The sequence below is a fragment of the Sphingomonas desiccabilis genome (genome assembly GCF_004135605.1).
Classification (GTDB): Bacteria; Pseudomonadota; Alphaproteobacteria; order Sphingomonadales; family Sphingomonadaceae; genus Sphingomonas; species Sphingomonas desiccabilis.
The window spans coordinates 258,419-273,407 of sequence record NZ_SDPT01000002.1 but is presented as its reverse complement, the minus strand read 5'-3'; the positions used below and the strand labels follow the sequence as shown (position 1 = coordinate 273,407).

The 14,989-nt window shown below is 68.0% G+C and carries 11 protein-coding genes; 4 read left to right on the top strand and 7 right to left on the bottom strand.

The annotated features are described in order from the left end of the window. Nucleotides 1-8 precede the first annotated feature (8 nt). Nucleotides 9-2,756, bottom strand: a complete 2,748-nt coding sequence (locus tag EO081_RS09485; RefSeq protein ID WP_183947941.1) for a PAS domain S-box protein — start codon at nt 2,754-2,756, stop codon at nt 9-11. A 300-nt stretch (nt 2,757-3,056) separates the two neighbouring features. On the opposite strand from EO081_RS09485, the gene EO081_RS09480 reads away from it, so the two are divergent. Further along, nucleotides 3,057-3,260 (top strand): hypothetical protein, encoded by a 204-nt coding sequence (locus EO081_RS09480; protein ID WP_129341715.1) that lies wholly within the window; start codon nt 3,057-3,059, stop codon nt 3,258-3,260. Here EO081_RS09480 and EO081_RS09475 read toward each other — a convergent pair. The 6 genes from EO081_RS09475 to EO081_RS09455 all read right to left on the bottom strand — a co-directional run bounded on the left by EO081_RS09475 (nt 3,257) and on the right by EO081_RS09455 (nt 11,807). Beyond that, nucleotides 3,257-4,381: a glycosyltransferase family 4 protein gene (locus EO081_RS09475; RefSeq protein WP_129341714.1), complete on the bottom strand. Its 1,125-nt coding sequence runs from the start codon at nt 4,379-4,381 to the stop codon at nt 3,257-3,259. The genes EO081_RS09480 and EO081_RS09475 overlap by 4 nt on opposite strands. Next, nucleotides 4,378-5,280 (bottom strand): glycosyltransferase family 2 protein, encoded by a 903-nt coding sequence (locus EO081_RS16850; protein ID WP_165284595.1) that lies wholly within the window; start codon nt 5,278-5,280, stop codon nt 4,378-4,380. Before EO081_RS16850 ends, EO081_RS09475 begins: the two co-directional genes overlap by 4 nt. After that, nucleotides 5,277-6,584 (bottom strand): hypothetical protein, encoded by a 1,308-nt coding sequence (locus tag EO081_RS16845; RefSeq protein ID WP_165284593.1) that lies wholly within the window; start codon nt 6,582-6,584, stop codon nt 5,277-5,279. The genes EO081_RS16850 and EO081_RS16845 overlap by 4 nt, the downstream gene beginning before the upstream one ends. Further along, nucleotides 6,581-7,876: a hypothetical protein gene (locus EO081_RS09465; RefSeq protein ID WP_129341713.1), complete on the bottom strand. Its 1,296-nt coding sequence runs from the start codon at nt 7,874-7,876 to the stop codon at nt 6,581-6,583. The genes EO081_RS16845 and EO081_RS09465 overlap by 4 nt, the downstream gene beginning before the upstream one ends. Before the next feature lie 4 nt (nt 7,877-7,880). Further along, nucleotides 7,881-10,040, bottom strand: a complete 2,160-nt coding sequence (locus EO081_RS09460; protein WP_129341712.1) for a GumC family protein — start codon at nt 10,038-10,040, stop codon at nt 7,881-7,883. Between the two features lie 63 nt (nt 10,041-10,103). Further along, the gene (locus EO081_RS09455) at nt 10,104-11,807 is read right to left on the bottom strand and encodes a GMC oxidoreductase (RefSeq protein WP_129341711.1); all 1,704 of its coding nucleotides are present in this window, start codon (nt 11,805-11,807) and stop codon (nt 10,104-10,106) included. 177 nt (nt 11,808-11,984) lie between these two features. Here EO081_RS09455 and EO081_RS09450 point away from each other — a divergent pair, with 177 nt between their 5' ends. From EO081_RS09450 to purU, 3 genes are read left to right on the top strand one after another with little or no spacing between them, the layout of a single operon-like run. Continuing rightward, a complete protein-coding gene (locus tag EO081_RS09450; RefSeq protein WP_129341710.1) occupies nt 11,985-12,671 on the top strand; it encodes a sugar transferase in 687 nt (228 codons plus the stop codon). A 1-nt stretch (nt 12,672) separates the two neighbouring features. Further along, the gene (locus tag EO081_RS09445) at nt 12,673-13,947 is read left to right on the top strand and encodes an outer membrane beta-barrel protein (RefSeq protein ID WP_129341709.1); all 1,275 of its coding nucleotides are present in this window, start codon (nt 12,673-12,675) and stop codon (nt 13,945-13,947) included. A gap of 16 nt (nt 13,948-13,963) precedes the next feature. Then, the gene (gene purU / locus EO081_RS09440) at nt 13,964-14,821 is read left to right on the top strand and encodes a formyltetrahydrofolate deformylase (RefSeq protein ID WP_129341708.1); all 858 of its coding nucleotides are present in this window, start codon (nt 13,964-13,966) and stop codon (nt 14,819-14,821) included. Nucleotides 14,822-14,989 lie beyond the last annotated feature (168 nt).

Here is a 14,989-nt window from a genome sequence, read left to right as displayed (position 1 = left end):
TGCTTCGCCTAGGTCTGGGAGCGCCGCTCCATTCCCCGGCCGATGAGTTCGCGGATGCGGGAGGCAAGCGCCTCCATGGCGAAGGGCTTGGTCATGACGTGCATGCCCGGTTCCAGCTGGCCGTTCCCGATCAGCGCGTTTTCCGCATAGCCCGTGATGAAGAGCACCTCCAGATCAGGCCGGCTCCGACGGGCGGCATCCACCATCTGGCGCCCGTTCATGCCGCCCGGCAGTCCGATGTCGGTCACCAGCAGGTCGATCCGCGCATCCGACTGGAGGATCTTGAGTCCGGCCGCCCCGTCCCCTGCCTCCAGCGCCGAATAGCCGAGTTCGTCGAGCACCTCGATCACCAGCATCCGGACGGTGGGCTCGTCGTCCACCACCAGCACCGTCTCGCCCTGACCCGCCTGTTCCGCATCGGCCAGCGTGCCGAGTTCCGGCTCCGGTTCCGCCTCGCCATGGTGCCGCGGCAGGTAAAGGCAGAGCAGCGTGCCTTCCCCGACTTCGGAATAGATGCGGGCGAGGCCGCCGGACTGCCGTGCAAAGCCATAGACCATCGACAGGCCAAGGCCCGTGCCCGCCCCCATCGGCTTCGTCGTGAAGAAGGGATCGAACGCCTTTTCGATCACCTCCCGGGGCATGCCGATGCCCGTGTCGGAGACGCACAGCGAGACATATTGTCCCGGCTCCAGGTCCCGCTCCCGGGCCGCACGGCGATCGATCCAGCGATTGCACGTCTCGATGGTCAGGCGCCCGCCGTCCGGCATCGCGTCGCGTGCGTTGATGCAGAGGTTCAGCAAGGCGTTCTCAAGCTGATTGGGGTCGACCAGCGTCGGCCACAGGCCGGACGCGCCGACGACCTCCACGTCGATCTCGGGACCAACGGTGCGGCGGACCAACTCCTCCATGCCGTCGATCAGCCGGTTCACGTCCGTGGGCTTGGGATCGAGGGTCTGGCGCCGGGAGAAGGCGAGCAGCCGATGGGTCAGGGAAGCGGCACGCTTCGCGGCGCCGCGGGCCGCGGCCACATAGCGCTCCACGTCACCGAACCGCCCCTGTGCGATCCGAACCTCCAGGATCTCAAGGCTGCCGGTGATGCCGGTCAGCAGATTGTTGAAGTCGTGCGCGATGCCGCCGGTCAGTTGCCCGACCGCCTCCATCTTCTGCGATTGGCGCAGCGCCGCCTCGGCTTCTTCCAGCGCGACGGCGGCGGCTGCCTCTGCGGTGATATCGCGGCCGAAGCCATAGAACATGCCGTTCTCGGGAACGGTCGTCCACTCCACCAGTCGCCTCTGGCCGTCCTTCGTCCGCAGCGTCGTCCGGTAGCCCTGCAGCGATCTGCCGGATGCCAGCGTCTCCACCCGCGTCTGCCAGTTGGCCTCCTCCTCCAGCACGAACTCCGTGCTGCGTTGGCCCACGGTCTCCTCCCGGCTCCACCCGAGCAGCGTCGTCCACGACGGATTGACGTCGGTGATCCAGCCGTCGGAATTGGTCACGACCTTCAGCACGGGCGACAGCTTCCAGATGCGCTCGCGCTCCAGCGTCAGTCGGCGCTCGTCCGTGATGTCGCGTGCGACCGCATGGATGCGCTCCGCCTCCGGGACCGCGGTCCAGGCAAGCAGGCGATAGTCGCCCGACTTGGTGCGATAGCGGTTCTCGAATGCCAGGGTGGTGACACCGCCGCCCAGCTTCTCGACCTCCGCCGCGGTCACGGCGAGATCGTCGGGGTGCAGGAAGTCTTCCAGGCGGGCACCGACCATCTCGGCCTCGTCCCACTCCAGCAGACGCTTTGCCGAGGGGTTCACCGCCGTGATCACCCCTGCAAAGGTGCAGACCAGCATCAGTTCCTGCGACATCGACCACAGCCGGTCGCGATCGGCGACGCTGGTGGCCTCGCTCTGCTTCTGATCCTCGATGTCGGTGTTGGTGCCGACCCAACCGGTGACGTTGCCGCCCTCGTCCCGGACCGGCTCGCCGCGCGTCAGGAACCAGCGATACTTCCCCTCGCCACTCCGCAGGCGATATTCGTGCTCGTACACGTCACCGCGCTCGCGCGCCTGGCGCCACGCGTCGACCGTGGAGGGAACGTCCTCCGGGTGGACAAAGCGCTGCCAGCCGTCCGCGCCGAGGAGTTCGTCCGGCGACCGGCCGGAATAGGCATAGACCTGATCGTTGAACCAGTAGATCGCACCGTCCGGCCGCGCCGCCCAGATCTGGTTGGGCACGGCCTGGGCGAAGGTGCGGAACTGGAGTTCGCTGGCTTCCAGTGCTGCGGCGGTATCCGCTTTCTCGCGCCCTGCCACCCGGGCAGCCTCCGCCACCTCGTGGTCCGCGGCACAAGGGCGCAGGGTCCTCAGATAGCCGACGTGCTCCTGTTCGTCCGCGAACAGCGGCACGACCTCTCCCGATGCCCGAACCCGCTCCCCATCGGCACGCAGGTACCAGCGCGCGTCGCGCGCGCAGCCGCGCTCCTGCGCAACCCGCATCTCGCGTTCGATCTCTCCGGAGGCCCGATCCTCCGGCGTGAACAGGCGTTCGACCGGGGTTCCGAGCATCTCGGCGGCCGACCAGCCGAGGATCGCCTCGGCACCCCGGTTCCATTCGGTGATCCGACCTTGCCGATCCGACGCGACGATCGCGAGTCCGGTGCTGCTGTCGAGGATCGTACGCGCCCGACCGACCCGCGCCCGCAGTTGTGCAACTTCGGCCTCCAGCGCTTGCAGACGGCTTTGTGATTCTTCGTGCGTGCCAGTCATCAGCCCTTGATCGCCCACCTTCTTCTCCAACGGCGCGGGCGGCGCCGCTCCACCCTCGTCATCAACTAGGCGCCCTTTCCGGCGTGTAGTGGAACAGGACGCAACGGGAAGCCACTGAACGTACCTGCGGAATGTTGGTGCCACCCCGGGACACTGCAGGCACGCCCCAACCCGGGCGGCGGCGAGCCTGCGGAACCCGATGGGCCCAAGCGAGGCGCACGAGCGCCGGCCGGAGAAGGCGCGGCCCATAAGTCGTTGCGCCCACCCCAATCCGAGCTAGCGTCCGGTCAGGAGAGAATGATGCACAACACCGAGATGGCGGACGCCACCCGCTTGCCCAGGGCTTCGGCTGCCGGAAGCCGACCGCCGTTGCTGGGCACTTTGCTACAGGACGCCTTCGCGCTTCCGCACGATACGCTGATCACCGGCGATCTCCCGCTTCTCCTGTCGCAGCTCTCCCTGCTTCCGGCCACCGACGCGCAGAAGGCAGCCGTCCGCAGCTAGCGGCAGGCGGTGCGATAGAGCGCCAGCCGCTCCCGCGCGACTGCGCTCCAGGATCTGGCCTTCGCGGTCGCACGCCCCGCAGTCGCAAGAGCGCGTGCTTTTCCGGGGTGGTCCAACAGCAGGCGAACCGCCGCTGCCAGTGCCGGTGGATCCCCACGCGGAACGACAAGTCCGTTCACACCGTCCACGATGTCCGCTCGGGAGCCCGGGTCATCGCTCGTGACCACGGCGAGCCCAGCCGCCATCGCCTCGATCTTGGCGATGCCATATCCTTCGAACAGCGACGGCATCAGGCAAACCGATCCGGACGCAAGCAGGCCGGGAAGCTCCGCATTGGCATAGCGGGGGACCACCCGGATGCGCGGGTGGAGGTGCGCGGGATAGTCGGTGAGGACGTCTTCCCGCGATTTTCCCGTTCCGACGAACGTCATGGTGACGTCCGGCCGCTCCGCCATCACCGATGCCATGGCATGCGCCGTCACATGAACGCCCTTGCGCCAGCTATAGGCGCCGATCTGCACCACGTCACCGGATGAGCCTTGCGGTGTCTCCACCGCCATGCCCGCCAGGTCGGTGCCGAGCTGGATGCGACGGATCGCCGCGGAGCGTACTCCGACCCGCTGCTCCAGATAGGCGGCTTCCGCATCGTTGAGCACCAGGGCGAGATCGGCGGACACGAAGGACCGCGCAACCAGGCGCAGCCGAAGCCCGTGCCGCCACAGCCGTTTCGAAAGTCCAGGCCGCCTGCCCTCCCGCGCCGCCTCTGCGATCTCGCTGGCGGAGGAAAGCTGCTCGAGTCCGTGGCTATGGGTGACGCACAAGGGACCCCCGCTTCCCCGCCGGGCGAAGGCAAGCCACCCGTCGCCGCTGCTTGCGTCCACCACATCCGGATGCCAGCGCTTCACCGCCCGTGCGAGGATCCACGGGAAGAGGATGCCCGCCGCAGGTCCCGTGATTCCCATGGGCAGGTCGTCATGGGAGACGATCCGGACGGCGTGCCCCAGCCGGCGATATTCTTCGCCGATGCGCATCACCACGCCGGCGGCGCCGGTATCGCGATCGAGGCGGTGGTGGATCGAGAGGAGGATCCGCAGCGGGCGGTCGTCCCGCCGGCCGCTCATCCACCCAGCCCGTACCGCGCCGACATGGCAACGGCGTAGAGCGGCGGCCGCAGGAAATTGCGCCAGGCGAGATAGGCGGTGGCCCGCAGCCGCGCGACCCACAGGGGCTGCCGGAGCCCCACCCGCGCGGCATAGGCGCGATAATGCCGATCAAGGAAATAGCCGTTGTACCGCACCGACCAGAGGAACTTGCGCACCCTCCGAACCCGCTGGCCACCGGTTCGCACCTCGCCCATCGGCAAGTGCACGCTGTGCGCGTCGTTGCTCGCCAGCACGGGTAGCCCGGCCAGGAACAGCCGCATCTGGAAATCGCTCTCCTCCCGATATCCGTTGCCGGCCCGGTAATGCGGATCGAAGCCGAAGTTCAGGACGTGCTCCCTGCGGGTCAGGATGTTGGAATTGGTGATCGGCAGGCTCACCACGCCGGTGAAGACGGCACCGTTCACCGTCTCGCATAGCGCGTAGTTGAAGGGTGGCGCACGACGCATGCCGTTTCCGAAGCGGGCGAGTGCCTGCTCGCGCGTCTCTCCCGATCGCATATAGACCCGCCGCCCCGACACGGCTCCGGCGTTGCGGGCGGTGAGCAGCGCAAGGCACTCGGCCGCATAGCCCGGCTCAAGATACTCGTCGTCGTCGCAAAACAGCACGAACGGGTTGGACGCCGCCGCCGCACCGTTCTGGCGGGCGCGCGCCGCGCCCAGCCGGCGCTCGTGCCGAACGATACGAAGCTGCACCCCGGCGAAATGCCGGGCGATCCCCTCGGCCACGCGGGCGGTGTCGTCCTCGCCGGCGTCATCGACCAGGATGATCTCGTTCACCCGTTCCTGGGTGAAGTAGGACGGCAGGACCTTCCGCAGCGTATAGGCGCGATTGCGGGTGGGCACGATGAGGGAGATCATGGCTTGCCTCTCTCTTGCAACGGATGGCGCAGAGCCGCCGGCATCGGCGTCGCATCCTCGGCCCCTCTGGCATGGGCGCCGGCGAGCACCCAGCAGTAGAGCAGGTGGAGCGGCACCAGCAGCGAGCCGTTTAGGAAGTCGTATTGGATGATGACGACAAAGGCGGCGACGAACGGCATGCGGGTACGCAGCACGCAGCCGTGGATGAACACCATCCAGAGCATGCCGGCGATCAGGCCGTATTCGACCGTCGCCTTGACCAGCGGGTTCATCACCAGCTGTCCGGTACGGTCGCGGTCGAACTTGCCGTTTCCGGGCCCCAAGCCGGCGAGCAGCGTGCGCTTGTCCGAGGACAGGCGCTCGACCATGAAGAGGTACGGCTCGACGAACCGGCCCCTGCCGCTCGACGTATCCTCGCCCCCGATCTCGGCGCTGCGTTTGGCGAAGTTGGTCCACACGGGCGTGAAACTCGTCCCCACCGCCACGACCAGCGTGATCGCCCCCAACATGGCGAGGCTGCGACCGCGCAGATAGAAGGGCAGCAGCAGCGCCGAGACCAGCAGCAGGATGAACCCGGTCCCGCCGAAGGTCGACAATTGCGCGATCAGCAGTGCCGCGACCCGCCACCAGCGGCGGAACGTGCAGATCTCGATCACGACCGCCATCGCGAGGATCTGCGAGGTGTGCGACGCCTCCAGCATGAAGATCCCGTTCGGCTTCATGTAGGCCGCTTTCCACGCCAGCGGCTGCACGGAGTTGTAGGCCTCGAACAGCATCGTGCGCGGAAGCAGCATTTCCAGCGTGGGCATCGGCAGCCCGGCGAACTGGCACGTCCATTGAACCGCCACCATCGCAGCGATGAAAGTCGCGAGCGCCTGGAAGCGCGCGAGCAGCATCATGCGCTCCGCATCCCGTAGCGGCACGACGAACAGGAAGGTGCCGTAGATCACCCCCGCCACCGCAAGGGCCGGGACGGAGATCAGACGATGATCGGCGGCCGCTGCCTGGCTGATCGCGATGGTCAATGCCAACAGCGCGAACACCAGCAGCCTGGGCAAACTCAGCCGGGCCCGGCCGGTGACCATCAGCACGAGGACGGCCGCCATCAAGATCGGAAGCGCGGCCTCGATATTGCCGGGCAGCGCGATCTTCTGCGTGAGCACCCCAAGCCACATGGTGACGGTCAAGGTCGTGAGCGCAAGCTGCGGGCGTGCCGGTTGCGCCGCGTTCCACCAGGGTGGAGTGCCTGCGACGCGGGGGGTTGGAGAGAAGGGCAGCACCTGCCCCTGTACGAGTGTCGTCATGCCAGGGCCTCCATCCCGTGCCGGGCCCTTCCCGACAGCCTCCTGAAAGACGCCTCGAACAGCACCGCGTGCACGCCATAGGCGAGCACGTAGAGCACCATGAAGTCGACGAAGCTCAGCCCGAACAGCGCGGTCGCGACCACCACGCCGAGCATCAGGCACGCCGTCACCGTCGCGACCCGCGACACCTCGTCATAATGGCCGACCGACAGCAGGAAGCCGCCCGCCGAACTCTGCAACAGCAGCGCGGCGAGCATGGCCGCCATCGCGCAGCGCAGCACCAGCGGGATCGCGTGGATGCCCGCCAGCAATGCGTCGAACACCGGTCCGCCCAGGGAGATCAGAAGGACACTGCCGATCACCATCGGCACCGCGCCCACCGCCCACGTCATCCGCTGGTAGCGTTTCACCCCTTCGACATCGCCTGCATAATAGGCCCGGGTCTGCTGCGGCGTGAACGCTTCGGCAGGAACCGAATAGGCGGCGCCACCGAAGCGCGCGACCTTGTTGAACAGGTCGAACCCGACGAGGTTGGCAGGCCCGTGGAACAGGAACGGAATGGCGAGATAGGGGAAGTTGTAGATCGCGAACTCCAGCGCGGTGAACTTGCCCGACTTCATCACCCCGTCCCGGTTCTCCCCCAGGAACGCGAGCATTCGCCCGAAGCGCCCCGGCCGCACATGAAAGCCGTGCCGCCGCAGCAGCAGCCACGCCGCGGCCATCGCCACCACCCATCCCGCCAGCGAGAGACCGACGAATCCGATCAAGGGTAGCCCGAAGAGCATCGCCGCCCCGAAGCCGCAGAAAACGGCGCGCCGGATGCACTCCAGCGCCTCGATCTGAAAATGGAGATCGACGGCGGCCGCCGTGCGCCGGATCAGCATCCAGGGAAGCGGCAGGACGATGGAGGCGAAATAGCCGAACATCGCCAGCCTCAGCCCCGCCGGTGCCAGGGTGAACACCACCGGGGCGGCGATCGCACAGGCAAGCGCGGCGATCGCCAGGTAGAGGCTCGTCGCCTCCGCAACCAGTTCCTCGGCCCCCGTCAGCGCGTCGGTCAGGAAGCGCCGCCGGACCACCGAATAGACATAGTTGGAAAAGCCGAGGTCGACGGCGAGGACATAGCCTCCGATCGAGGAAAGCATGACCATCCACGGGTAGAAGCCCGGCGGCACGGAACGCACCAGCACGAACACCATGCCGAAGGAATAGGCGATCAGCAGCGCGAGGTTCACGCCCTTGAGGGCAAGGAACCACAGGTGTCCGGACGGACGTGCCGTCATGTCCGACATGGCGTCAGTTCACGTGGTAGCCGGACGCCGCCGACAAATAGTAATGGGGTTCCCTGTAGGAGGAGAAGCTGGCCCGCGGCTCCACGGCGGTCATGACGAGTTCGATCGGCTGATCCCCCGCTTCCCGAAGACGCTCCATCGCGGCCGAGATCGTCTCCAGGCGCGTCGAGCCCCACCGGATCGCGAGCAACACGGCGTCCGACAAGCGCGCGAGGGTGACCGCATCGTCGATCATCAGCACCGGAGGGGCATCCAGGATGACATATTCATAGTCCTCGCGCAGGCGCGCCATCAGCCGCGCCATGCGGCCGTCCCCGAACACGTCCTGCGGCGTGAACCGGGGGCCTGCTAGCGGCAGGACATCGAGGCCCGGGGCCGCATCCCGCACCACCGCCTCGTCCAGCTCCACGCTGCCTTCCAGCACTTCGGCCAGTCCGGCCTCCAGGGCGTCCGGAAGCAGGTCCGCAAGTCCGTTGCGGCGCAGGTCGCAATCGATCAGCAGCACTCGGTCGCCGGCCAGCGCCATGGTGCGCGCGAGACTTGCCGACAGCGTGGACTTGCCCTCGTGCGGCACGGACGAGGTGATGCTGACCACCAGGCTCCCCCGCCCCGCGCGGCAGAAGGCGAGGCGCCTGCGGACTGCCCGCACCGACTCCGCAAAGGAGGACATCGGCTTGGCGAGTACATAGTCCCAGGGCTTCGCCCGCCGGTCGATCTGCTTGAGCACCTTGCCGCTCACCTTGGAAACCGCGGACACGTGACCCGCGCCCGGCAGGGCGATCAGCTCCCTTGGTCCCCGTACCCGCGTGTCGAACGCCTCCACGCCAAGCACTGCGATCACGCCCATGGCCGGGGATGCCAGAAGCGCCAGCAGCACCAGCAGCTCGGTTCTGGGATAGGTCGGCTGCATCGCCGGGATCCCGCGCGTGATGACGGTACCCGGCAGCGAGGTGAGCGCCCCCTCCTGGCTCGACCGTGCCGCCGACTGCGCCAGCTGGACATAGGTGGTACGCTTGGCATCGGCGATCCGCGCAAGCCGATCCGCCCCCACCTGCGCCATCGTCTGGCCCGCTTGCTTGCCCCGGACGGCTGCCAGCTGGGCGGCGACCGCTCCGACGGCCTGGGCGGACGCTTGCGCGGAGCCCTGGACGCTGCCTGCGATCCGCGCCTGCTCGTCACGGATCGCCTGATCGATGTCGGCCGCCTGCGCGGCGACGCGCCGTACCCGCGGGTGATCCGGGCCATAGCGGACACGCGCCTCTGCCAGTTGCGCGGCGGTCGCTCCCTGCTGCTGGCGCAGCTGAGTCATGGCCGGCGACTGGACGACCTCGGCGAAGCCGTCGCCCCGTCCGGCAGCGATCATGCCGGATGCGACCGTGGCCCGTGCCTGCTGCGCGGCCGATTCCGACTGGACGGCGGCGAGCTGGCCGGCCAGCGCCGCTGCCTGCTGCTCCACCGCTCCCCCGGTCGTCGCCGACAGCGCCGTGAGCCCATGCGAGGCGCGGTAATCGGCCAGCGCGGCATCGGCGCTGGTCACCTCCGACGCGAGCCGATCGAGTTGACGCCGGAGAACCCCCGCTTCGCCCGCCGCGGCAGCGCGCCCGGCTTCCGAGGCTTCCTCGAGATAGGCGTCGGCAACCGCATTCACGATGTCGGCGGCGCGCTTGGGGTCTCCCGACGCGACGCGGACCGAGACCACCGGCGCGACCTCGTCGCGCTCCACCGTCATGGCCGCCATGAGGGTGTCGATGGCGCGCCTGCGCCGCGTTTCCTCGGGAACCAGCGGCGTTGGCGCAATCCATTGGGCGAGCCGGCCCGGCTCGGGCGACCATTCCGGATCATGGCTCAATCCGAGCTGGTCGACCACGCGCGCGGCGATCGTGCGGGAAGCGATCCGCTTCATCTGGGTGCCCACGATCCCCTGGTCGCTCTTTTCCGGCAGCGCGACGGCGGGAGCCATGGGCGATTGCCGGTGCACGTCGATCTCAATCTGCGCGGTGGACTCATACCGCGGCACGCGCGTGGCGATGAACGCCCCCATCGCCAATGCCGTTAGTCCGGAGACGATCAGGAACAGCCACAATCGCCTGACGAACAGGCCCAGCACATCACGCGGACTCCGCAGCCTGGTGAACCCGTTCATCATGACCCCGCCTCTCGTCATCACCGTGTCCAAGCGCGGCCAGCGTAGAGAAAAGGTCGCTCCTCAATCAGTCGTGCAAAATCCCTAGGCAGCGCGATTCACGGCTCGGCCCATGCGGAAATTGGCCATTCGTCCGGCGAGACGGTCGGCCATTCGCACCGCCAGAGCCACGATCGTCAGCGTGGGATTGGCGAAGCCGGAGGTTGGGAAGGCCGCCGCACCGAGCACATGGAGGCCGGCCACGTCGAACGCCTCTCCATGCCCGTCGACCACCCCCGAGGCGGGCGACTCGGCCATGCGCGCCGTGCCCACATGGTGCCCGCCGACGCGGGTCAGCCGTGCGACCGCCTCTTCGGGATCCGGCAGCAGGATGCGCGCAGCACCCGCCCGGCGCAGTGCTCGGTCCGCCACTGCGAGGCCGCGCGCGACCCGCGCCAGGTCGGCCTCGCTGGTGCGCCAGTCGATCACCAGCCGCTGCTGGCCGAGCGAATCCCGGGCCTCCCCCAGCAGTACGCGGCTGTCGCGGTCCGGCTCCTGCTCCGCGTTGACGTCGATCGGGTAGCGGCCGTCGCGATCCGCCAGGAACACCGAGGGCAGCTTCCTCCGCGCCAGGACCCGGCGGCGCGTCCAGTCCGTGGCGAACCTCGCAAGGCCGGGCGAGCCCCGCAGGACGTTTCCGAGGTGGCGCAGGTGCAGCGGCACGCCCTTGCCCACCCGCCGCGCCTCGGCCGAGTCGGTCGAGTTCATGCCGCGCGCATATTCCGGCAGCAGCATGCCCTTCACCAGGAACATTGCGGACAACACCGGATTGCCATGGGCCGGATCGGCGACCTTGGGATGGGTCGGCCGCAGCACCAGGCCGGCAAGCCGCTCCCGCCGCTGCGCCTCGGGAGAGAGCCAGAGGTACCGGCGGCAGTAGATGCCGTCGCCGTCGCGGAAATAGTCCATCCGGCTCGAAGCCCCCGGCGGGACCCTCAATTCACCGACATGGCCTTCCAGATGCGACTGGTAGAAGCGCCCGACGAGGTCCCGCTCATTGCCGAGGCCGCAGGATTTCTGGTCCGTGGACGAAAGCAGCAGCCGGGCGGTTTCCAGCGCTCCGGATGCGACCACGACCGCACGCGCCCCGACCTCGATCCGCCGCCCGTCGGGCGCGGCGATGACGACGCCCTTCACCGCCCGTCCGGAGGGATGCGCCACGACGCGCAGAACGGGGGCGTTCAAAAGGACCACCGCAGCCCTGCTCTGCCGGAGCCGTTCCTGGTAGAACCGCCCGAAGTGCGTCGGTTCGCTGAAGCGCTCGATCCGGTCCGCCACCAGGTCCGGGTCGCACATATCGAACATGCCCGCACCGGCCGCGTCGGTGACGGCCAGGTCGGCCGTGAAGTGAGGCGATCCCGCTCGGCACATTGCCACGGCCTCGGGGTAATAGCCGGCAAGTTCCTCGTAGCGGATCGGCCAGCGGGCATCGGAAAGCCAGGGGCGCTCCTCAAAGTCGATCGGGTCGAAGGGGATGCACCGCCCGCCCCAGACCGCAGACGTCCCGCCCAGGACCCGATGGCGATAGCGGTGGACGGGCCCATGGTCCTCCGGACGGATCGAGGCGGCCCGGTAGAAGTCCTGGCCCGCTGCATCGATGCGGGTCGATCCCGCCTCCAGCAGGAGCGACGGAACGCCGCGCTTCTCGAGCTGGAGCGCCAGGGTGATGCCCGCAGGCCCTCCTCCGACGATGACGATCGGAACGCCCATCGCCGCGGGAAGGACATCATGCCGCAAGTCCAGGATCATCGGGACCTCGTCCGGAAAGAGTTTTCATAGGTATTTTCGCGGCTACGCATGATGCGTCCTTTCCGGGTACGCATGCTCGAAGATGAAGGATCGCGCGAAGTCGGCCACGTCTTACGTGACCACGCGCGCACCGACCGGGCAATCGGTACAAACACTGGCATCGACAAAGGGGGAACTATGCACGGGCGTGGTGCCATCACGGATCTGTTCGTCCGCGTCGCGTCCGATCGCCGGAACGCCCTGACCACGGCGATCAAGCTGGCGATCAAGCGGATCGGCGACCTCACGGTCGCAGCATGCGCCCTGCTGGCCCTGCTGCCGGTCCTGGTCGTCGTGGCGCTGCTCATCCAGGGCAGCGGCCCCGGCGGCATCTTCTACGGCCATTCGCGGGTGGGCAGGAACGGGAGGCGCTTCCGTTGCCTGAAATTCCGGACCATGTACCTGGACGCAGACCAGCGGCTCGCGATGCTGCTGGCGAACGATCCTGCACTCGCAGCGGAATGGTCCCGCACCCGCAAATTGGACCGGGACCCGCGCGTCTCGCCCATCGGCACGCTGCTTCGCAAGACCAGCCTGGATGAGCTGCCGCAGCTCATCAACGTCCTTCGCGGGGAGATGAGCCTGGTCGGGCCGCGACCGGTCACGCAGGAGGAACTGTCGCGCTATGGCACCAGTGCCCGCCATTACCTGCAGATGACGCCCGGCATCACCGGCCTGTGGCAGGTCAGCGGGCGCAACAACCTGTCCTATGCCGAACGGGTGCGACTGGATGCGGCCTATGCACGGCACTGGTCGCTCGGCGCGGACCTGCGGATCCTTCTGAGCACGCCGGTCGCGGTCCTCCTCCGCCAGGGCGCGCGCTGACGTGGGTGCCCGTCGCCGTCGTGCCGCCTTCCTCCTGTGCCTGGGCGTCTGGCCGGGACTCGCGAGCGCACAAGCGCTGCAGGAGCGACGCTTCGAGGATCGGCAGCGGGACCCGGATCTTGCGGTCGTCGAGCGGCCGCATCCCGAGCTGGATCCGCTCGGTGTTCCCGTCGGCACCCTGATCCTGGAATCCTCCGCCGACCTCGGCTTGCAGTATGACAGCAACATCTATGCGCTCGATCGCAACGCGGTCTCGGACGCGATCGTGACGGCGGGCGTCAACCTGTCCGCGCGAAGCGACTGGTCCCGCAACGCGCTGAATGCCAGCGCCTCGCTGTTCCGCCGGCAGTATCTGCAGGAGGGAAGCGAGAGCACGACGGATTATCGACTGAGCGCAGCCGGACGGCTCGACCTGGAGCGCGGCTATCTGGAGGTGTCAGTCGACACCGCCAAGCTCACCCAATCCCGCCGGGAGGTCGACGCGCCCGGCGCCGCGGACCGGCCGATCCGCTTCCACCAGACCGGGGCCACGGTGATCGGCGAGGTTCCGTTCGGCAAGGTCACCGCCCGCGCGGGATTCGACTGGCACCGGTACCGGTTCGACGATGCCCGGACGATCGGCGGCGCGCCGCTCCCGCAGGACTACCGCAACCGCGACGTTCTTTCCGCGCTCGGGCGGGTCGACCTGGCGCTCAGTCCCCAGCTCGCGCTGTACGTATCTGCCAGCGTCAACAGCCGGTCCTACGACGATTCGGTACCGACCTCGCTCGATCGGGATTCGTCCGGCTTCACCCTCGAAGCCGGGGCCGACTTCGAAATCACGCGTCAGCTCCGCGGCCACGTGCAGGCGGGGTATCTGCAGCAGGAGGGGCCGTACAACAGCTGGGCGGCCAAAGGCCTGAGCGGGCGCGGGAAGATCGAGTGGTTCCTCAAGCCCGTCCTGACCGTGACCGTCGAGGGCGGGCGAAGGATCGAGGACTCGGCGCAGAATGATGCGCCCGCCTATCTGCGAACCGACTTCAACGCGCGCGCCGATTACGAACTGCTCCGCAGCGTCATCGTCTCGGCGGAGGCAGGCTATAGCTGGGACAAGTTCCAGGGGACCGGCGAGCGCGCCCGGCGGCCGCTCTATGCCGCTTCCGTCCGCTATCGCATGGGGCGCAACCTGGTCTACGACCTCCGGTTCGAGCATCTGGCGCAGCATTCGTCCGGATCCGATCGGCTCCGCGATTTCCGCGACGATCGCCTCATGCTGAACCTGCGCTTCCAGCGGTGAGGCCGCGAGGCCGACCATGACCATCCAACGCGCCGTTGCACGCATCACCTGCCGCAACGCCCCCGGGATCGTCGCCTGCGTCGCCCGGTCGCTGGCGGCAGCGGGCTTCGACATTCGCGATTCCCAGCAATTCGAGGATGTCGAAAGCGATCGCTTCTTCATGCGCGTGGATTTCCAGGGAGAGGCGCGCAGCCGGGACGAGATCGCGCGGACGCTTGCCGAGTGCGTCGATCGATTCGACATGACGATCGACCTTGCGCTTCGCGATCGGCCCAAGCGCGTGCTGCTGCTGGCCAGCCGCACCGATCACTGCCTGATCGATCTGATCCACCGCTGGCGTGATGGCGAACTCGTCATGGAGCCGATCGCCATCGTCTCCAACCATCCCCACCCCGGCGGCAGCGGCGGGATGCTGCACGGCCTGCCATTCCACCATCTTCCGGTCACCCCCGCCACGCGCGACGCGCAGGAGGAGGCCATTCTCCACATCGCGGAGGCGGAGGGCGCCGATCTGGTCGTGCTCGCGCGCTACATGCAGATCCTCTCCGACCGGATGGCTGCGGCGCTGGCGGGACGGTGCATCAACATCCACCACAGCTTCCTGCCCGGCTTCAAGGGCGCCCGCCCCTACCACCAGGCGCATGCTCGAGGCGTGAAGATGATCGGCGCCACCGCCCATTATGTGACGGCCGACCTGGATGAAGGCCCGATTATCGCCCAGGACGTGACACCGATCACCCATGCGGACGATCCGGCCGAGCTCATCCGCAAGGGGCGCGACATCGAACGACGCGTGCTCGCCCGGGCGCTTCGCCTGGATCTGGAAGGCAGGGTGCTGGTGAACGGAAGCCGCACCGTCATCTTCCAGAGCTGACCGACCCGCCTGTCCTACCGATCCCGACGCAGCGCCATACTTGGCTCTCGCTGCGCCGCTCGTCTCGCCGGGCGCCGGAGCGCCGTGGCCGGCATCCCCCCGGTCGGTAGATTGCACGACGTTACCGCGACTTCTTCGGCTGATAGCAAGTCCTGACCCAAAGCGCCG